Genomic DNA, 18,694 nt, shown 5'->3' with positions numbered 1-18,694 from the left:
ATCGGTGACCATTCCTGCATGGTTGAGGTGGGGGAGCTACTGCGCGGGGCGCAGTGCTCGTGGTGAGAGAGCTGCGTTGTTGAGTGGCGGGTGAGCCTGCGCTGCGCGGCCGAGTTGAGTGGTGAGACAGCTGCGTTGGCGAGTGGCGGGTGAGACGCGCTGCGCGGCCGAGTTGAGCGGTGAGGCAGCTGCGTTGTTGAGGTGCGGGTGAGACGCGCTGCGCGGCCGGGTTGAGTGGTGGGACAGCTGCGTTGGCGAGTTGCGGGTGAGCCCGCGCTGCGCGGCCGAGTTGAGTGGTGAGGCAGCTGCGTTGTTGAGGTGCGGGTGAGACGCGCTGCGCGGCCGGGTTGAGTGGTGGGACAGCTGCGTTGGCGAGTTGCGGGTGAGCCCGCGCTGCGCGGCCGAGTTGAGTGGTGAGGCAGCTGCGTTGTTGAGGTGCGGGTGAGACGCGCTGCGCGGCCGGGTTGAGTGGTGAGACAGCTGCGTTGGCGAGTTGCGGGTGAGCCCGCGCTGCGCGGCCGAGTCGAGTGGTGAGACGAGCTCCCAGGGCGAGTTGCGGGTGAGCCGTTGTGCTCGGGTGAGTTGGTCGGTGAGAGAACCGCGGTGGTGCGGTGCGGGCGGCGCGCTGCGCGGCCGGAGTGTCCCGGGGAGAGAATCGCCTTGAGGGTGCGGGCGACGTGTCTGGCGGAGTGGGCTCAGCGGGCGGCGGGCAGGCGCGCGGGCTGAGCGCAGTGGCCGAGCGATCTCCTGACCGGCGGCGACTGCCATCTCGCCAAGCGCAGGTGGCGGCGCTGCGGCGGGCGCACCCAGGCCCCTCCCTGCATCTCGATCCGCAGCTCCCACACGGGCTGGATCGGCTTGTCAAGGCACGCTTTCCCGCCTTGACAAGGTGAGCCAGACCGTCGTGACAATCGATGATCGGGGTGCGTCCAGCGGCACCCGCAAATCGCCCAGGCAGGTGAGCCGACTCCGGCAGGGCGAGGCCCGAGTGCGCAGCCGAGGAGCGCGCCGAAGGCAAGCGGAGGGTTAGGGGCGGGCTAGCGGGAGGCAAGGCAGCGCGGAGGGTCGAGGGGAACCGCCGGGTGGCCTAATGCGTTTACCAGCGGGAACGGGGCGGTTCGGGGTTGTTGGGTAGTTCGGAAGTTGTTTTCATCATGTGTTAGTCACTCGTTCTGAGATAACCACCTTTTTGGGTGACGGCGTGGCTGCAGGGTGTCAGCCATGACCGAACTGACTCGTCGCCGTCTTCTCGGATCCACCGCCGGGGCTGCCGCCGCCGCTGCCGCGGCCACGCTCCTTCCGCCCAGCGTGCAGAAGGCGCTCGCGCAGGGAGCGCCCAAGCACGGCTCGATCAAGGACATCGAGCACGTCGTGCTGCTGATGCAGGAAAACCGGTCGTTCGACCACTACTTCGGCACCATGCGCGGCGTTCGCGGGTTCGGCGACCCGCACGCCCAGAAGCTGCCGAACGGCAAGTCCGTGTTCTACCAGCCCGACGCCGAGAACCCCGCCGGCTACGCGCTGCCGTTCCACCTCGACACGCACGCCACCAACGCCCAGAAGATCCCCTCCACCTCCCACGCCTGGCAGGTCCAGCACGACGCCCTCAACGGCGGCAAGATGGACAGCTGGCTCCCGGCGCACCGCAAGGCCGACGGCAAGAACGGCCCGTACGTGATGGGCTACCACACGCGCGCCGACCTGCCGTTCCAGTTCGCGCTCGCCGAGTCGTTCACCGTGTGCGACTCCTACTTCTGCTCGGTGCTCGGCCCGACGTGGCCCAACCGCATGATGTGGATGACCGGCACCGTCGACCCCGACGGCGTCAACGGCGGCCCCATCCTCGAAAACACCGCCCCCACCGGCGGCTACACCTGGACCACGTACGCGGAGCGCCTCCAGGCCGCCGGCGTGAGCTGGAAGGTCTACGAGCAGAGCGACACCTACGGCTGCAACATGCTCGAGAACTTCGCCAACTTCAAGAACGCGCCGGCCGACTCGCCGCTCGCCGTCAACGGCCTGACCCACCGCCCCGAGGGCCAGTTCGAGTACGACGCGCGCAACGACAAGCTGCCCACCGTCTCGTGGATCATCTGCACCTCCACAGCTTCGGAGCACCCGAACTACACGCCCGCCGAGGGCGCGGCGTTCGTCGCCTCGAAGATCGACGCCATCGCGTCCAACCCGGACGTGTGGGCCAAGACCGTGTTCATCCTCAACTACGACGAGAACGACGGCCTCTTCGACCACGTCGTCCCGCCGATCCCGCCCGCCGGCACCCCGCACGAGTTCGTGAACGGCACCTCCCACGGCGGCACCAAGGGCAACGGCCTCCCGGTCGGCGCGGGCTACCGCGTGCCGGCGATCGTGATCTCGCCCTGGACCGCGGGTGGCTGGGTGTGCAGCGAGCCGTTCGACCACACGTCGACGCTGCAGTTCCTCGAGCAGGTCACCGGCGTGAAGGAGACGAACATCTCCGACTGGCGCCGCAAGACCTTCGGTGACATGACCTCGGCGTTCCGCTTCAACGACCACAAGGCGCAGCCGCCGACGCTGCCCGACACCTCGGGCCCGCTCACGCTCTCACGCTATGAGGCAGCGAACCTGCCCGCCCCGGTGTTCCCGGGCACGGACCAGAAGCCGCCGCACCAGGAGCCGGGCAGCCGCCCGCAGACGCCGAACCACCACCACTGACGGCGTCCGACCAAGAACGCCCTCCCGCGGGCAGAAAAAGCGAACGGCCCCTTCGCGCCACAAGCGCGAAGGGGCCGTTCGTGCGTTTTCTACAGCTCGTACACGTCCAGCACGGTCGGGGCGACCGGCGTGAGGTGCTCGTCGCGGAACTCGGTCACGAGGCCGCGCGCCATGCGGAACACGCGGAATTCGTTGTCGTGGTCGGGATCCTGGTCGTCCCAGACGTGCAGCAACCCGTACGAGCCGGGCGCCAGCTCACCGACGCGCGTGAATGTCTCCAGCAGCTCGGGCGCGATCGCGCCGCCGTGCTTGTCGAGGCCGCCGAGGTGCAGCATCGGCATGCCCGCGCTCCAGCGGAGGTCGACGAGGTCCAGTGTGCCGGCGTCGCGCACGGCTCGGTGGACGCGATCGACCAGGCGCTCCAGCAGAGCAGCGTCGTCGTCGCCGCTCGTGGTCGCCGCGATGGTCACCCAGCCGTGGTATTCGTACACGTCGCGAACGGTAGCAGCGCCACAAGCTGCGCCGATGCGCCGGTCGGCCCGCCGAGACGGGCGGTTCCCCAGGCGGGACGGGCGGTCAGCGCGCCAAGGCGCTGGGGCGGCCGTCGCGGCGCAGGACCTTGGTCAGCACGCCCTGTCCGTACTTCTCCACGGCGGGCATCAGCCGATCGCCGAACGCGCACAACGTGCGTTCCCACGGGTGCCCGAGCGTGCCGAAGCTGAAGTCCGCGGCGAGGAACAGGTGGTAGTCGCCGCGCGGGAACACGGGCACGGGCCACGCCGCGCCCTCGGGCATGCGGTGCGGCCAGAACTTGAACGACTGGTGCTGCCAGTGCAGCACCCACAACCACTCGTCCTCGCGCACGCTCTCCTTCAGCGCCGTCAGCACGATCCGCGCGACGTCGGGCTCTTCCACCGCGTACGGCCCGAGCCGGAACTCCGCCGACGCGCGGTCGAAATCACCCGCCGACAGATCCCACGTACGCGACGGCGCGGGCTCGCGGAAGCCGGGCCAGTCGTGCGCGAAGGTGCTCGGCCAGAAGCCGAGCTTGTTGTAGACCCAGTACCAAGCGGGCTCGTCGGCCACTCTTGAGAGTGGCTCCCAGGCTGCTGCGTTCACTTATCGACCTCGAAGTCATCGGCCGGCTCAAACTGTCGAAAGCTTCGTGTCCGGGGGCGAGATTGTCCAGTCCACGGCCGCCCAGTGCCAAATGCGTCACCCGAGTGGGTGTGTCCCGAGGCCGTGACCTGGGGAGCGGTGACCGAGCGCAGCAGGGCCGCCCGGTCACCGATCGTCACCTCACGCAGCGTCCCACAGGGTCATGAAGGCCGACGCCTCGCTGTGCGCCCACGGCCGCAGCCGCTCGCGGTCGCGCGCCGTGAGTGTGAACTCCTTCGCGCGCCGCACGTCGACGACCAGCGCCTCGCCGCCCGGCAGGATGTCGGACAGGCCTTGGGTGAGCAGCCACAGCGCGAGCTGCGCGGCGTCACGCGTGAGCGGTTCCTCCTTGAAGTAGAGCCAAGTCGCGTACCGCTGACCGTTGCTCTTGCGCAGGCCGAGCTGCGGGCTCAGGCCCACTTCCAGCTCCCCCAGCGGCACGCGCGCCCGGCCGACCTCGATCAGCTTCGGGTCGCGCCGGCCCAGGTAGCGCAGCCACCCCTCGGCGATGGCCGAGTAGTGCGGGCGCGTGCGGTCGTCGGCGTGGTGGACCAGCGAACGCATCGCCACCTCGTCCTGCCGCGCCGCTCGCCCGGCCCGCACCGCGTTGGCCGCCCGCCGGTAGTAGTTGAACGCCGCCCGCGCCGGGTCCTCGTACAGCCGCCGCTGGCGCCGCACGAACGACGACCGCGTGGGACCCGTGCTCGCGCTGTAGCCGACGAACGTGGGCAGGGTGATGTAGGCCATGGGACAGCCGCCTTCCGGTCCGAACTCTTCGCCGATGCCGCCCCGTCACGCGAGCGGCATCTCCCCTGGACACGGCCAATTTTAGAACATGTGTACGACAATTTTTGGCGCTCAACGGGTGACGGGTGGCCAGTTTCCGGAAAGAAGTTCACGGGCCTGTTGGAGGATCTGGTCCTCGCAGAAGCTGACGGGTGTGACGTCGGTGGGGATCCAGGAGTCGAGCATCGCGATCCACCGCTGGAGGTCACGCAAGGCCTCGGGCGAACCGAGCCGCTCCGACTGTTCACGCACGCTGCGGCTGGCGGCGCCGGCCGTCGTCTCACCGCGCACCATCGCGCCCAGCGTTTCGCCGAGCCGTTCCCAACGCGCTGTCGCGGCGTCGGCGGGCACCTCACCGCGGTTCGAGGACATACACCGATCCTACGGACGGCCCTGGACCCTGGACGCCACGCGACTGGCGCGGAATGATCTCGCCGACGAATCGATCACGAGTCGACAAACCGGTACCCCCGCAGGTCCGGGTGCATGAAAAACTACGGCCCCGACCAGTGGCAGAGGATGGCGATGAGCTGGCAGGAAGAGCTTCGGCGGCTGGACTCCGACCTGGCCGCGGGCCGGATCGGGCACGCCGAGCACCGGCACAAGCGCGAGGAGCTGCTCGCGGAGGCCTCAGGCGGGGGCGCGGCCTCGCCGGTGGCGTCGCCGCTACGGGCGGGCGCGGGTGAGATCCCGGCCCAGGTCACGGAGCCGAGCCCGGCCGCGGGGACATGGAACGCCGAGCCGGTGTCGTGGGACCAGCCCCAGCAGGGCTGGGCGCCGACCACTCCGAATACGCCGAACACGTGGGCCAGCGCCAACCCGGCGATCCAGCAGCAGCCCCAGCAGCAGCAACCCCAGCCCCAGCCGGTCTGGCACCCCGTCCAGCAGCAGGTCACCGAGCCCGTGCCCGCGGAGCCGCAGCCAGACAAGCAGGAAAAGAAGAAGGCCAAGCCGCAGCGGCCGCCCCGGTCGTCGCTGACCCGGAAGCCGCGGTGGAGCCCGAAGGACGGCGAGCCGTCGTTCGCGACCGCGCCGAGCCCGGCCGACACGAACCCGACCGGCTACCTGCCCGTCACCGGCGACACGGCCGACCTGGGGCGGCAGCAGACGCCCGAGCTGCGCCGCCTCTGGGAGGAAGCGCCGCCGCGGAAGAAGAAGCCGACGTGGCTGTTCCTGTCGCTGGGGGTGCTGGTCGTGCTGGCGCTGGTCGTCGGCGGGATCTGGTACATCGGCAACCGGCCGAACCAGAGCGACAACGCGGACACCGTCTCGCCGCCACCGATCCCCTCGGCCACCGGCGGCCAGGACCCGTCGGCCTCGCTGGAGGACAAGCTGCCCGCGCTGGCGGGCACGCCGAACCCCGACAACTCGACGATGTCGCTCGACAAGGCCGTACAGCTGAAGGTCGTGTCGCAGGCCGACGCGGACCTGATGAAGACCGCCACCGCGACCGAGCTCGTCTACCACGCATACGCCGACACCACGCACACCGACAACGGCACGATCCTGCTCGCCGTGCCAACGCCGTCGCCCGCGCAGGCCGCGCAGCTCGTGAAGGGCCTGAAGCAGAACCTCACGGCCGGCGGCTTCGACAGCACACCGCTCGGACCCGCGCCGACGGACCTGCTCTACTCCGGCAGCAGCCCGGCCGGGCGCGTCCTCGCGTTCTGGTACACCTCCGGTCCGGTGGCGATCGGCATCGGCGTGTCGCAGCCGCTCACCGACGACGCGGTGGTGCTCCGGTCGCGGATCGAACAGATCCGCACGAAGGTCGCGGCGGCCCTGCCCGCCCGCTGACGCGAGCCCCGGCCACGGAAGTCGACCCGCGGGGTCGCGCGGGGTCACAGCCGTGCACAATGTCCACGTCGTCACACACATCGGGTCGCGGTGGCGCACTGATCGTCGCCATGCCGACAGATAAGGGGGGCCCTGGTGTCCTGGCAGGAGGAGCTGCGGCGGCTGGACGAGGAGCTCGCGTCAGGGCGGCTGTCCGCGGACGACTACCGGATCCGGCGCGACCAGGTGCTGTCCTCGGCCGTCGGCCAGCAGGACCAGCCGGCGCCGCAGCAGGCCGCGCCGAGCGCGGACTCGACGCAGATCATCACGCCGGTCAGCCCGCCGCAGGGCATGCCCCAGCAGCCCCAGCAACAGCCCCCGCAGCAGCAGCAACAGCCCCCGGCCGCGCCGCAGCAGCCCGCCGGTGACCCGAGCGCGGAGCGCACGCAGGCCGTGCAGTCCTGGCAGATGCAGCAGCACGCCGACCCCGCGCGCACCGAGTACGTGCAGCCCCAGCAGCAGCCGCCGCAGGCGCAGTACTCCCCGCCCGGTGGGTTCCAGCAGCCGGCCTCCCCGGCCGGCGGCTTCCCGCAGCAGCAGCCGTGGAACGCGCCTGAGGGCGACCAGAGCCCGCCGTGGGGCGGCGGCGAACTGCCTCCGCTCGGCCCGTCGGGCAATGACTCCTTCCGCCAGGGTCCCGAATTCTTCGCCGAGAAGCCCAAGTCGGGCAGCGGCAAGAAGGTCGGCGCGATCGTCGGCGCCGTGGTCGTGCTGGCCGCGATCGCCTTCGGCGCCTACTGGCTCTGGGGCCGGGACAGCGGGGGCGGCAACGAGCAGCCCACCGCCCAGCCGACGCAGCAGGCGCCCTCCAGCGCGCCGAAGCCGCCGGACCCCCTGGCCGTCGCGAACATGCCGGGCAAGGCCGAGACCCACGACGACATCACGTCGTTCAGCGAGGTCAACAGCCTGTCCTACCTGAACCCCGACGAGCTCGAGGCCTACCAGGCCGCCGGCGCGAGCAAGGCGAAGTTCGTGGTCTACCACCTCGACAACGGTGACCAGATCACGCTGCTGCTGACCCAGGCATCGAGCCCGACCGCGGCGGCGACCGCGGCCGACAAGCTCATGCAGATCCAGGTCACCAACGGCGCCAAGCGCGACACCGCCGCGCCCGACGGCGTCTTCGCGACCACGATCGACAAGAAGGACGGCCAGTCCGCCCAGGAGCGCGGCCACTACGCGCACGGCAACGTGATCGTCCGCATCGACGTCTCCGGCAAGGGAGACCTGTCGACGGTGAAGGCGGACTTCTCCTCCGCGCTGAACCAGCAGCTCACCACCCTGCCTGCCGATGCCTGAGCGCGGCAGCACCGGAGCCACGGCCTGCACGATCGTCGCGCGGAACTACGTTCCCGCGGCGCGCGTGCTGGCCCGGTCCTACCTCGCGCAGCACCCGGGCGGCCGCTTCGTGATCGCGGTAATCGACGCGCCGCGCGACGAGGTGACCGAGCTCGAAGACGGCACGCAGGTCGTCGGCCCCGCCGCGTTCGGCATCGACGAGGCCGACTACCTGCGGATGGCCACGGCGTACTCGGTCACCGAGCTCGCCACGTCGGCCAAGCCGTATCTGCTGCGCGAGCTGCTGAAGACGTCCGAGGTCGCGATGTACATCGACCCGGACATCGAGCTGTTCGCCCCCATCCCTGAGGTCACGGAGCTGGCCCGCGAGCACGACATCGTGCTCGCGCCGCACTTCCTGACCCCGCTGCCGCAGGACGGCCTCGAGCCGGACGACGCCGTGATCATGGGCACCGGCATGTTCAACCTCGGCTTCATCGGCGTCGGCCAGGGCGCGGGCGCGTTCCTTGACTTCTGGGCCGGGCGCCTGCGCCACGACGCGATCGTGGCGCCCGAGCAGCAGCTGTTCACCGACCAGCGGTGGGTGGACCAGGTGCCCTCGCTGTTCCGCAACCACGTGGTCACCGACCCGGGTTTCGACGTCGCCTACTGGAACCTCCACGAGCGCCCGATCGCGCGCGAGGCCGACGGCACGTACACCGCGGGCGGCGCGAAGCTGCGCTTCTTCCACTTCAGCGGCTACCGGCCGGAGAAGCCGTGGCTGCTGAGCTTCCACTGCGCGCGCAAGCCGCGCGTGCTGCTGTCGCACAGCGACGACCTGCGGGCCATCTGCGACTCGTACGGCGCGAAGCTGCGGGAAGCCGGCTACGCCGAGACGCTCGACTCGATCCCCTACGGCTTCAAGAACTTCCGCGACGGCACCGAGGTGCCGAAGCTCGCCCGCCGCGTGTTCCGCGAGGGCTGGATCAAGGCCGAGCGCAAGAACAAGCCCGCGCCGCCGCACGCGTACGGCGAGGACGGCGGCCAGGCGCTGCGCGAGTGGCTCGCCACGCCCGAGGACCAGGCGCAGGCCGCTGCCGGGCTGAACCGGCTGACGCACGCGATCTGGGCGTCGCGCATCGACCTGCAAATGGCGTTCCCGCACCCGTATGGCGCCGACGCCGACAACTTCCGCTTCTGGTGCGCCGGTTCCGGCGTCAGCGAGGCCGGGCTGCCCGAGTGGGCGCTGCCCGGCGAGCGGCCCGCGAGCCACCCGCCGGCCGACGAGTTCGGCGTGAACCTGCTCGGCTACCTCACGGCCGAGCTGGGCCTTGGCGAGATGGGCCGGATCGTGCTCGAGGCCATCGAGACCGGCGGTGTGCCGGTGGCGTCGGTGCTCGAGGAGAAGGCGGTGTCGAACCGCACGGGCATCGAGCGGCCGGCGACGGTTGGCGACCCCCGGTTCCCGCTGAGCGTGCTCGCGGTGAACGCGGACCAGACGCGCGTGATCCTCACCAACCACCCCGAGGTCGGCAACGGCCGCTACCGCATCGGGCTGTGGGCCTGGGAGCTCGAGGACTTCCCCGAGTGGCAGCACGAGGCGTTCGGGATGCTCGACGAGGTGTGGACGGTGAGCGAGTTCTGCCGCCGCGCCATCTCCGCGCACTCGCCGATCCCGGTGAAGACCATCCCGGTGCCGGTGCGCGACCCGGGTGAGCCGTCGCCGCCCGCGCGTGAGCAGGGCGAACCGGTGCGGTTCTTGTTCGCGTTCGACTTCAACAGCGTGGCCGAGCGCAAGAACCCGTGGGGTGCCGTCGAGGCGTTCCGCCGCGCGTTCGAAGGCCGCGACGACGTGCGGCTCACCATCAAGGCGATCAACGCGAAGCTGCACCCGAACGCGGCCGAGCGCCTGCGTGCCGCTGTGGTCGGCGACGACCGCATCGAGCTGGTGGAGCGCTACCTGTCGGTGGCCGAGCTGCACGAGCTGTACGAGCGCAGCACCTGCTACGTCTCCCTGCACCGCAGCGAGGGCTTCGGCCTCACCGTCGCCGAAGCGATGGCGCGCGCGATGCCGGTGATCTCCACGAACTACTCCAGCACCACGGAGTTCCTCGACGCGTCGACGGGCTGGCCCGTGCCGTTCCGGCTGGTGCCGGTGGGCAAGGACAACTACCCGTACCACGCCGACGCCGTGTGGGCCGACCCCGATCTCGACGCCGCGGCCGCCGCGATGCGCGAGGTCGCGGACAACCCGGCCGAAGCCGCGAAGCGCGGCCAGGCGGCGCGCGCGTACATCCTGCGCGAGCGCTCGATGGCCACCGCCGCCAAGTGGATGCGCGAGCAGCTGCAGGACGCGTACGGCGTGTGGCAGTCGGGCCGGCACGCCGGCCAGCCGGCGCCGCCGCACCCGATCACGCCGCTGCACGACGCCGCGCAGGCCCTGCACTGGCGACCCGAGGCGGCCGCCCCGTCGCGGCTGCCGCTCGCGCCCGCGCTGCGCAAGGCCGTGCTGCGCGCGATCGACCACTACGACGTCCACCAGCGCAAGGTGATGGGCGCGCTGCTGGCCGGCGCGGAGGAGAGCAACCGGCGGCTGCTGGAGCGCATCGAGGCGCTTGAGCACGGCTTCGCCGACGCGGCCCGGGCCGCCGAAGGCGCGCGGAGCGACAGCCAGACGCTGGGCGAGCGCATGAAGACGCTCGACGACACCGTCGGTGAGCTGCGTCAGCGCGCCCCGGACACCGAGCTGGCGCTGCGCAACCTCGAAGCCGACGTGACGAAGCTGTCCGAGGGCTACGGCGGCTTCGGCGCCGACCTCGAGGCTTCCACGACGTCGGTGCACAAGATGTTCTCCCAGCGCGACGAGCGGCTGGACGCCGACGAGAAGGCCATCCAGCGCGTGACGCTCGACGTGAGCGCCATGCGCGACGCCGCCCGCCTGGCCCACGCCCCGGTGCCGCACGGCGCCGACGTGGTGCCGTGCGACGTAGGCGCGCTGCTCATGCCGGTCGACGAGGTCATGCTGCCGTGGATCGTCTTCCACCGGTCCTGGGAAGACGGCGAGGCCGACCTGATGGCGCGCCTGGCCGAGGGCGCGTTCCTCGACGTCGGCGCCCACGTCGGCTACCACACGCTGCGGCTGCTGCGGGCCACGCCGGACGTCACCGCCGTGGTCGCCGTTGAGGCCGACCCGGTCAACGCGGCTTACCTGCGCCGGAACGTCTCCGTCAACCTGCCCCCGGCGGCCGCCGAGCTGGTCACGGTCGTCGAGTCGGCGGCCTGGGACTCGGCCGGCACCGTGCGCCTCACGCAGGCCACCGAGGGCAACAGCGGCGACAACCGCGTGAGCGCCGAGGGCCCGGGCATCGAGGTGCCCGCCGTGCGGCTCGACTCGCTGCCGGAGGTGACGGCGCGGCGGATCGGCCTCGTGAAGGTCGACCTGCAGGGCCGCGACCACCGCGCGCTCGCCGGGCTCGACGAGGTGCTGCGGCGCGACCGTCCTCACGTGGTCTGCGAGTTCGACCCGGGCGCCATCCGGGAGCTCGGCGACGACCCGGCCGCGGTCCTCGCGGGCTACCGCTCGCTGGGCTACACACCGAAGATCGTCGGCGACTCCGGCCCGGACGAGCGCTCCCTCGACGACGCGGCGCTGATCGCGGCCGCCGAGGGCGACGCGAAGGCGTTCGTGACGTTGTGGCTCGCGCCTGTGTGACCCCCGCTCAGGGGGCCACGTGGGCGATCGCCATGAGGAACGAGCCGTACCACGCGCTGATCGCCGCGCCTGCCGGCAGCAGCACCACGAGGACTCTCGTCGGCAGGCGAGCGAGCACCAGCGCGAGCGGCACCATGAGCACGAACGCGGGCAGCAGGAACCGCGCGCGGGACTGGAAGTAGTTCGACGACCCGAGCGCGATGAGCACGGTCAGCGTGCCGTAGAGCTGCCACGGCAAAGGCAGCTTCGTGCACCACGTCCACACCAGCAGTGCCACGGCCGCGAGCACGATGATCGCCGTGACGCTGGTCCAGCTGGATCCGTTCGCAGTCAGCCCCTCGCGGACTTGGATCCACGTGAAACGACCGAAGTCGAAGTGCATCTGCCAGGCGTTCTGGAGCCAGAACCAACCGTCGGCGCGGCCGGTGCGAAACCCGACGTACGTGAGGTAAGCCAGCAGCCCCAACGGCGCGAGCAGACCTCCGACCCACGGCCGCCAGCCGTCCTGGCGCCGGAAGATCGCGACGATCGCCGCGACGCCCACCGCGGCCACGAGCGCGCCGGCGCTCGCCCGGGTAAGCCCCGCGAAGATGGCGAGCGCACCCGCGAGCAGCCACTTCCGGCGTGACACGGCGACCAGCGTCCACGCGACGAGGGCCACGAGCAGCGCCTCGGAGTACGCCATGCGCAACGCCGTCGAACCCGGCCCGAGCGACCACAGCACCGCCAGCAGCATCCCCACGCGCGGGCCGGCGAACTCGCGACCCAGCACGAACAGGCCCCACGCCGCGGCGCAGCCGGCCAGCAGCGACACCGCCAGGGCCGCGGGCAGGGCGGGGATGCCGACGAACGTCAGCACCGCGATCAGCGCCGGGTACAGCGGGAAGAACACCAGGCTGTTCTCCCCCGGCATGCCGTTCGCCAGGATCGTCGGCACCTGGTCGTAGCCGTGCGTGGCCACCGAGATGAACCAGTTCGCGTCGAACGCGCCCACGAAGCGGCCCGGCGAGACTTCCGCCTTCCAGCTCATCAGCCACAGCACGCCGAAGGCGAGGAGCTGGAAGAGCAGATACAGGCCGACCGCGCTCACGACGGGCCGGGTCCTCGTCCGGAAGGCCGAACGGGACTCGAGATCCGCGTCGAGGGTGGTCGACTGCACTCGCGCGGGACTCCTGAACGGCTCGGGTGAAAAGGGACAAATTCTTACCCGATGGTACCTGCGCGTGGCATCTTCCGAGGCCAGAACGCCGCGGGTGGTTTTTCTCGAATCCCGGGCAATTCCGGGGACTGGTCCGCGGCCCAGGAGCAAGGCGCTACCCTGCTCGGGGGAATCAGCACGAGTAGACGGGGGTGGTCGCGCTGGTTGAGCAGCCACCTGCTGTGCAGAAGAAGACCCGCATCGTCTTCATCGACATCGGCCGTGGCCTCGGCGCCCTGCTCGTGTTCTACAGCCACATCGCCCACCCGTGGGTGATCGCGAAGAATGATTCCGCGCCTTACATCAGCTTCATCGAGGCGCTGACGAGCAATCCGATGCACATGTCCACCCAGGGCATCGGTGAGATCGCCGTGCCGTTCTTCTTCGTGGTCAGCGGTTTCGTCGTCACGCCCATCGCGCTGCGTCAGGGTCAGCGCCGGTTCGCCGTGAACCGGCTGATCCGCGTGTACGCGCCGATGCTGTTCGTGGTGCTGCTCACCGCGTTGATGCTGGTGGTGAGCCTGCACCCGCCGTCGACCGGGCAGTCGCAGGAACTCAACCCGCTCACGATCTTCACCAACACCTTCCTGGTGAACTACCTGATCTACCCGCAGGTGGTGCTGGTGCCGGTGGCATGGTCGATGATCGTCGAGGTCGTCTTCTACGTGGTGCTGATGGCCGTGCTGCCGCTGCTGCGCCGCTCGGTGTGGCTGGCGATCGCGGTGGAACTCACGTTCATCTTCGTGGTGATGATGAGCCGGTCGCAGCTCGGGCCGTCGTGGTCGCTGTTCGCGGTGAACGTGTCCTACCTGCCGGTGATGATCATCGGGCAGACGATCTGGGCCACCACGGCGAAGAAGATCCCGCTGTGGACGGGCGCGCTGTACGGCGCCTGCGCGTGGTCGCTGTACGTGCTGGCGGACATCATCGACGTCGGCCGCGTGGACACGTCCTACAACCTCTCCATGGCGTTCGCCGTGCTGCTGTTCATGCTGGGCATGATGGCGGAGCCGAAGCTCAAGCAGCGGAAGTTCTGGACCGCCGTATCCGAGCGCAGTTACTCGATCTACCTGCTGCACATGCTGGTGTCGTTCGTGCTGCTGCAGCTGCTGCGCCCGGCGGTGCCGCTGCCGATCGCGCTGCTGATCGTGATCCCGGCGGTGTTCGGCGTGGTCGAGGTGTGTTACCGGTGGGTCGAGCGGCCGAGCCACGCGCTGGCTCGCAAGCTCTCGTACCGGCGCGAAAAGCCGGTGCCGATCAAGGTCAACAGCGAGATCACGATCGAGATCCCGAAGGTCGGGGAACGGCCTCGGCACGCGGCTGGTTCGGCGAAGGGGTCGGTGTCCGGGTCGCTGAACGGCAACCTGCCTTCGACGCCGCCCAAGGGCACCCCGAAGCCGCCTCCTCCGAAGACGCCGCCCGGCCCGAAGCCGCCGCCCCCGCCGGCTGACGCGGAGAAGACGGTCATCACCCGGGCCGTCCCGCCTCGCCGGCCGCAACCGCAGCCGCAACCACAGCCCCGGCCCCCGCTCGCGCAGGAGACGGGCTCCGACCGCACGGCCGAGCCCCGCGCCCGCCACAGCACCCCGCGGCGGCGCCCGTCAGCCCCGCTTGAGCTGCAGCACCAGTCTGACCAGGAAGATCACGGCCAGCGCGGCGACCACGACGATCTCCCACGCCATGGGAGCTCCTTCCGCCGAACACATCGCTGAGTGAGGCGATGCTCTGCCGGTAAGGCGTCCGAACGTGGGACGACGTTCACCGACACGGCGTAACTCACACCTTCGGGCTAGTTGCGTCTCGGCGTCACGAGGCCCGATTCGTATGCCAGGACCACGAGCTGCGCGCGGTCGCGGGCGCCGATCTTCGTCATGATGCGGCTGACGTGGGTGCGCGCCGTGGCGGTGGAGATGACCAGGTGGGCGGCGATTTCGTCGTTGGACAGGCCGCCGGCGACAAGGCCGAGGACCTCGCGTTCGCGGTCGGTGATCTGCTTGACTGCGGCGGTGTCGATGCGGCGGTGCTCGGGGCGGCCGACGAACTCCGAGATCAGCCGGCGCGTCACGGTCGGGGCCAGCAGCGCCTCGCCCGCGGCGACGACGCGCAGCGCGCGCAGCAGCTCCACCGGCTCGGTGTCCTTGAGCAGGAAGCCGCTCGCGCCCGAGCGCAGGGCCTCGTAGACGTACTCATCGACGTCGAAAGTGGTCAGGACCAGCACCTTCACGTCGGCGAGCGCCGGGTCGGCGGTGATCCGGCGGGTGGCTTCGAGGCCGTCGGTGCCGGGCATGCGGACGTCCATCACCACGATGTCCGGCTTGTGCTCGGCCGCGAGCGCCACGGCTTGCGCGCCGTCGCCGGCCTCGCCGACGACGTCGAAGCCGTCTTCCGTCTCCAGCAGCACGCGGAAACCCGCGCGGACCAGGGCTTGGTCGTCGGCCAGTACCACGCTGATCGTCATCATTCCCCCTTCACGGGCAGCTCGGCCCGCACTTCGAAACCGCCCCCGGCGGCACTGACCAGGCCGGCCTGGACCGTGCCGCCGAGGGCGGCAGCGCGCTCGTTCATCCCGCGCAGGCCGTGGCCGGGCGTGGGCGCGGTGGTGGCGCGGCCGTCGTCGCGGACGGTGAGCGTGAGGGCGCCCGGGCGCCGGTCGAGGTGGACGTCCACGTGCTGCGCCCCGTCGGCGTGGCGGACGACGTTGGTGAGCGACTCCTGCAGGATCCGGTAGGTCGCGCCGGCCACGGGCGCGGGCACGTCGCCCGCGTCGCCGTGCAGCCGCACTTCGAGGCCCGCGGACCGCGCGTGGTCGAGCAGCTCGCCCAGCTGCGCAAGGCTCGGCGCGGGCGCCTTGTCCTCGCCCGAACGCAGGACCGCGAGCGTCGCACGCAGGTCGTTGAGCGCCGACGCGCTGGCCGCCTTGATGTTCAGCAGCGCCTCTTTCGCCTGCTCAGGTCGCCGGTCGGCGACGTGGGCGGCGACGCCGGCCTGCACGTTGATCATCGCGAGGCTGTGGGCCACGACGTCGTGCACCTCGCGCGCGATCTGCAGCCGCTCCTGCTCGGCCAGGCGGTGGCGGTGCTCCACGGCCTGCTCGCGCCGCGCCGCCAGCGCCGCGAACTGGTAGCGCACGGCGGTGCCGATGCCGATCACCGCCGCCGGCCACACCACGAACACCCCGGCCGAAGGGGCGATCGCGAACGACCGCGTGGCGATCACGTGCGCCGCGTACCCGGCTACGAGCACGCCGGCGCCGGTCCAGCCCGCGACCACCGGACCACTTCGCCGGGTGAGCATGAACAACGCGATGGTCGGCACCAGGATGACCGGTCCGTTGGGCTCGCTGGAGGCGTAGAACGCGTACGCCGACGCGGCTGTGACCACGAAAACCGGCAGTGGGTAGCGGTGCGCGACCAGCAGCGTCAGCACGGTCGCGACCAGCCACGCGGCGCCCGCGGCGCTGAGCAGGTGGGCGCCCGGCTGCCAGCGGCCGGCCGCGCTCGTGGCGCCGAGTGTGAACACGAGCACCACGAAGGTCCGGAACACGCGTCCGAACCACGGGTTCCGCGCCCGCCACCAGTCCTGCATGGTGCAGAAAACTACCGCTCACGGCGCCTTCGCGCGTCCGTCCGGAAGCGGCAGGACGACTACGTCAGGCGTCGTATCAGTCGAACGAGCTCGGCAGCTTCGCGGCGGTCTGCTCGTCGGCCGGCGTGTAGGTGGACACGGTGATCTCGGAGCGGCGACCCGAGTACAGGTAGGTGAAGTTGAACTTCAGCAGCCCGACCTCGGGATGGTCGTAGCACTTCGTGCGGATCGGCTCGGGGTTCACGTCGTGCCGGTTCCACAGCTGCTCGAACAGCGGCGACTCCGCCTTCAGCCGCTTGACCAGCGCTTTCCACGACGGTTCGGCCACGTGCTCGGCCATCGCCGCGCGGAACGACGCGACCACGCGCGGGGTGTTCTGCTCCCAGTCGAGCATCCGGCTGCGCCAGTCCGGGTTGAGCAGGCATTGGACCAGCGTGTTGCGGTCCTCGAACGGGATGGAGTCGACGTCGCCCATCAGCCACGCGTACGCGCGGTTGTAGCCGAGCAGGTCGCAGCGCGCGTTGCGGACCGCGACGGGGAAGGGTTCGAGCTGGGTCATCATCTTGCGCATCGAGGGCGTGATGGCGTTGCACTCGTCGGCGGCCGGCGGTTCGGGCGCTCCGGCGAGGGTGAACAGGTGCGAGTGCTCGTGCGGGTCGAGGCGCAGCGTCCGCGAAATCGCGCCGAGCACCTGCTCTGACGCGTTGATGTCGCGGCCCTGCTCCAGCCACGTGTACCAGGTGACCCCGACTCCGGCGAGCTGCGCGACCTCTTCGCGCCTCAGGCCAGGCGTACGCCGGCGGCCGCCGAGCGGCAGGCCGACCTGCTCGGGCGTGATGCGGGCGCGGCGGCTGCGCAGGAACGCGCCGAGCTCGCCGCGGCGGAGGCGTTCTTCGACAGCGGTGGTCATGGGCCCAGTTCAGCACAGCGCGTTGCCTGGTACCAGGTAGTCCGACTACCAGGATAAGAGCGCACCTGGTACCAGGTTCAAATGCGTCGGAGCGTGGTAGTCATGACGACGACAACCACCGCGCCGGTGCACCCCACCGGCGTGACCGCCAGGCCGGCGCTCACCTCAGCCGGCCTGGTCACCGTGTTGCTGGGGGCGGCACTGCCGGTCATCGACTTCTTCATCGTCAACGTCGCCCTCCCCACCATCGATACCGATCTGCACGCGTCCACCGCGACGTTGGAGCTGGTGGTGGCCGCGTACGGCATCGCCTACGCCGTGCTGCTGGTCCTCGGCGGCCGGCTCGGCGACGCGTTCGGTCGCCGCCGGCTGTTCCTGCTGGGGCTCGCCCTGTTCACGCTGACCTCGTTGGTCTGCGGCCTCGCGCCCAACGCGTTGACGCTGGTGCTCGCCCGCGCCGCGCAAGGGGCAGCGGCGGCGATGCTGCTGCCGCAGGTGCTCTCGATCATCCAGGCCGGCACCACCGGCGAACACCGCTCGCGGGCGCTCGGCTCCTACGGCGCGATGGGCGGCATCGCGACCGTTGTCGGCCAGCTGCTGGGCGGCGCTCTGGTTGCCGCCGACCTGTGGGGCACGAGCTGGCGGCCGATTTTCCTGGTCAACGTGCCGATCGGCCTCATCGGGCTGCTCGTCGCGCGCCGCACGGTGCCCGACAGCCGCGCGGAGAACCCGCTCGGCGTCGACCGCTGGGGCACAGCGCTGCTCGCCGCTTCACTCCTGACGCTGCTCGTGCCGCTGATGGAGGGCGGCGCGCTCGGCTGGCCGTGGTGGACCATCGCGCTGCTGGTGCTGTTCCCGTTCGCGGTACTGGCCTTCGCCCGCGTCGAGACCCGGCTGGAGGCCCGCGGCGGGATGCCGCTGCTGCCGCCGGCGCTGCTGCGCACGGCCAACGTGCGCCACGGCCTGGTTGTCGCGGTGCCGTTCTTCTGTGGCTTCGGGTCCTTCATGTTCATCTACGCCGTGACCCTGCAGGACGGCCTGCACCTCGGCCCGCTCAGCTCGGGGCTCGTGCTGACGCCGATGGCCGTGGCGTACTTCGTGACGTCGCTGGTCAGCAGCCATCTCGTCGCTCGCTTCGGCCAGAAGGTGGTGCTTGCCGGCGGCCTGATCGCGGCGCTCGGCCTGCTCGTGCTGGCCGGCTCGGCGCTGTGGGCGTGGCCGGACCTCACGCTGTGGGAGCTGGCGCCCGCCATGGTCCTCATCGGGATCGGCAACGGCCTGGCCATGACCACGCTGTTCCGCATCGTCCTGTCCCGCGTGCCCCACGACCTCGCCGGCATCGGCGGCGGCGTGATGACCACGACGCAGCAGACGTCGCTGGCCCTTGGGGTGGCCGTGTTCGGCAGCCTGTTCGCGGGCTTGAGCACGGGCTCGATGGGGTATGAGGGAGCGTTCGTGCTGGTCATGGGACTGCTGGCCGCGGTGGCGCTGCTCGTGGTGGTGCTGGCGCGGAAGCTGCCGGATCCTCGGTGAAGGC

The 18,694-nt window shown here is 70.7% G+C and carries 14 protein-coding genes; 6 read left to right on the top strand and 8 right to left on the bottom strand.

The features are described 5' to 3' along the window. Positions 1–1,221 precede the first annotated feature (1,221 nt). On the top strand, positions 1,222–2,694 hold the full coding sequence (locus K1T34_RS18720) for a phosphocholine-specific phospholipase C (RefSeq protein ID WP_220245530.1): 1,473 nt from the start codon (positions 1,222–1,224) through the stop codon (positions 2,692–2,694). 89 nt (positions 2,695–2,783) lie between these two features. On the opposite strand, the gene K1T34_RS18715 is transcribed toward K1T34_RS18720, so the two are convergent. The 4 genes from K1T34_RS18715 to K1T34_RS18700 form a co-directional block, all read right to left on the bottom strand. Then, a complete protein-coding gene (locus tag K1T34_RS18715; RefSeq protein ID WP_220245529.1) occupies positions 2,784–3,185 on the bottom strand; it encodes an immunity 7 family protein in 402 nt (133 codons plus the stop codon). An 85-nt stretch (positions 3,186–3,270) separates the two neighbouring features. Continuing rightward, on the bottom strand, positions 3,271–3,780 hold the full coding sequence (locus tag K1T34_RS18710; protein ID WP_220245528.1) for a DUF2716 domain-containing protein: 510 nt from the start codon (positions 3,778–3,780) through the stop codon (positions 3,271–3,273). Between the two features lie 213 nt (positions 3,781–3,993). Next, positions 3,994–4,599 carry a hypothetical protein gene (locus tag K1T34_RS18705; RefSeq protein ID WP_220245527.1) on the bottom strand — a complete coding sequence of 202 codons (606 nt, stop codon included), beginning with the start codon at positions 4,597–4,599 and terminating at the stop codon, positions 3,994–3,996. A gap of 111 nt (positions 4,600–4,710) precedes the next feature. Further along, on the bottom strand, positions 4,711–5,010 hold the full coding sequence (locus tag K1T34_RS18700; RefSeq protein ID WP_220245526.1) for a hypothetical protein: 300 nt from the start codon (positions 5,008–5,010) through the stop codon (positions 4,711–4,713). A 114-nt stretch (positions 5,011–5,124) separates the two neighbouring features. Between K1T34_RS18700 and K1T34_RS18695 the strand changes: the two genes are divergently transcribed. The 3 genes from K1T34_RS18695 (at position 5,125) to K1T34_RS18685 (ending at position 11,464) form a co-directional block, all read left to right on the top strand. Beyond that, positions 5,125–6,435, top strand: coding sequence for a hypothetical protein (locus K1T34_RS18695; protein WP_220245525.1), 1,311 nt, complete (start codon positions 5,125–5,127; stop codon positions 6,433–6,435). 135 nt (positions 6,436–6,570) lie between these two features. Continuing rightward, positions 6,571–7,773 carry a hypothetical protein gene (locus K1T34_RS18690; protein ID WP_220245524.1) on the top strand — a complete coding sequence of 401 codons (1,203 nt, stop codon included), beginning with the start codon at positions 6,571–6,573 and terminating at the stop codon, positions 7,771–7,773. Continuing rightward, entirely contained in the window at positions 7,766–11,464 is a 3,699-nt protein-coding gene (locus K1T34_RS18685; RefSeq protein WP_220245523.1) for an FkbM family methyltransferase, read from the top strand. Before K1T34_RS18690 ends, K1T34_RS18685 begins: the two co-directional genes overlap by 8 nt. Before the next feature lie 7 nt (positions 11,465–11,471). Here K1T34_RS18685 and K1T34_RS18680 read toward each other — a convergent pair whose 3' ends face one another. Beyond that, positions 11,472–12,623 carry a hypothetical protein gene (locus K1T34_RS18680; RefSeq protein ID WP_220245522.1) on the bottom strand — a complete coding sequence of 384 codons (1,152 nt, stop codon included), beginning with the start codon at positions 12,621–12,623 and terminating at the stop codon, positions 11,472–11,474. 191 nt (positions 12,624–12,814) lie between these two features. Here K1T34_RS18680 and K1T34_RS18675 point away from each other — a divergent pair, with 191 nt between their 5' ends. Continuing rightward, a complete protein-coding gene (locus K1T34_RS18675; RefSeq protein ID WP_220245521.1) occupies positions 12,815–14,374 on the top strand; it encodes an acyltransferase in 1,560 nt (519 codons plus the stop codon). A 77-nt stretch (positions 14,375–14,451) separates the two neighbouring features. Here the strand turns inward: K1T34_RS18675 and K1T34_RS18670 are convergent, their stop codons facing one another. The 3 genes from K1T34_RS18670 to K1T34_RS18660 all read right to left on the bottom strand — a co-directional run bounded on the left by K1T34_RS18670 (position 14,452) and on the right by K1T34_RS18660 (position 17,157). Further along, positions 14,452–15,120 (bottom strand): response regulator transcription factor, encoded by a 669-nt coding sequence (locus tag K1T34_RS18670; protein WP_220245520.1) that lies wholly within the window; start codon positions 15,118–15,120, stop codon positions 14,452–14,454. Next, entirely contained in the window at positions 15,120–16,247 is a 1,128-nt protein-coding gene (locus K1T34_RS18665) for a sensor histidine kinase (RefSeq protein ID WP_220245519.1), read from the bottom strand. The genes K1T34_RS18670 and K1T34_RS18665 overlap by 1 nt, the downstream gene beginning before the upstream one ends. A 76-nt stretch (positions 16,248–16,323) precedes the next feature. Continuing rightward, positions 16,324–17,157: a helix-turn-helix transcriptional regulator gene (locus K1T34_RS18660; RefSeq protein WP_220245518.1), complete on the bottom strand. Its 834-nt coding sequence runs from the start codon at positions 17,155–17,157 to the stop codon at positions 16,324–16,326. A gap of 102 nt (positions 17,158–17,259) precedes the next feature. Here K1T34_RS18660 and K1T34_RS18655 point away from each other — a divergent pair, with 102 nt between their 5' ends. After that, entirely contained in the window at positions 17,260–18,690 is a 1,431-nt protein-coding gene (locus K1T34_RS18655; RefSeq protein WP_220245517.1) for an MFS transporter, read from the top strand. Positions 18,691–18,694: the final 4 nt, after the last annotated feature.

This window comes from Amycolatopsis sp. DSM 110486 (genome assembly GCF_019468465.1).
In the GTDB taxonomy this organism is placed as follows: Bacteria; Actinomycetota; Actinomycetes; order Mycobacteriales; family Pseudonocardiaceae; genus Amycolatopsis.
This window is presented reverse-complemented; position numbering and strand designations above follow the sequence as displayed.

Excerpts from the sequence above, each read along its gene's own strand:
- K1T34_RS18720 (WP_220245530.1), top strand. The coding sequence starts at position 1,222 with ATGACCGAACTGACTCGTCGCCGTCTTCTCGGATCCACCGCCGGGGCT.
- K1T34_RS18705 (WP_220245527.1), bottom strand. The coding sequence starts at position 4,599 with ATGGCCTACATCACCCTGCCCACGTTCGTCGGCTACAGCGCGAGCACG.
- K1T34_RS18700 (WP_220245526.1), bottom strand. The coding sequence starts at position 5,010 with ATGTCCTCGAACCGCGGTGAGGTGCCCGCCGACGCCGCGACAGCGCGT.
- K1T34_RS18695 (WP_220245525.1), top strand. The coding sequence starts at position 5,125 with ATGAAAAACTACGGCCCCGACCAGTGGCAGAGGATGGCGATGAGCTGG.
- K1T34_RS18685 (WP_220245523.1), top strand. The coding sequence starts at position 7,766 with ATGCCTGAGCGCGGCAGCACCGGAGCCACGGCCTGCACGATCGTCGCG.
- K1T34_RS18670 (WP_220245520.1), bottom strand. The coding sequence starts at position 15,120 with ATGACGATCAGCGTGGTACTGGCCGACGACCAAGCCCTGGTCCGCGCG.
- K1T34_RS18665 (WP_220245519.1), bottom strand. The coding sequence starts at position 16,247 with ATGCAGGACTGGTGGCGGGCGCGGAACCCGTGGTTCGGACGCGTGTTC.
- K1T34_RS18660 (WP_220245518.1), bottom strand. The coding sequence starts at position 17,157 with ATGACCACCGCTGTCGAAGAACGCCTCCGCCGCGGCGAGCTCGGCGCG.
- K1T34_RS18655 (WP_220245517.1), top strand. The coding sequence starts at position 17,260 with ATGACGACGACAACCACCGCGCCGGTGCACCCCACCGGCGTGACCGCC.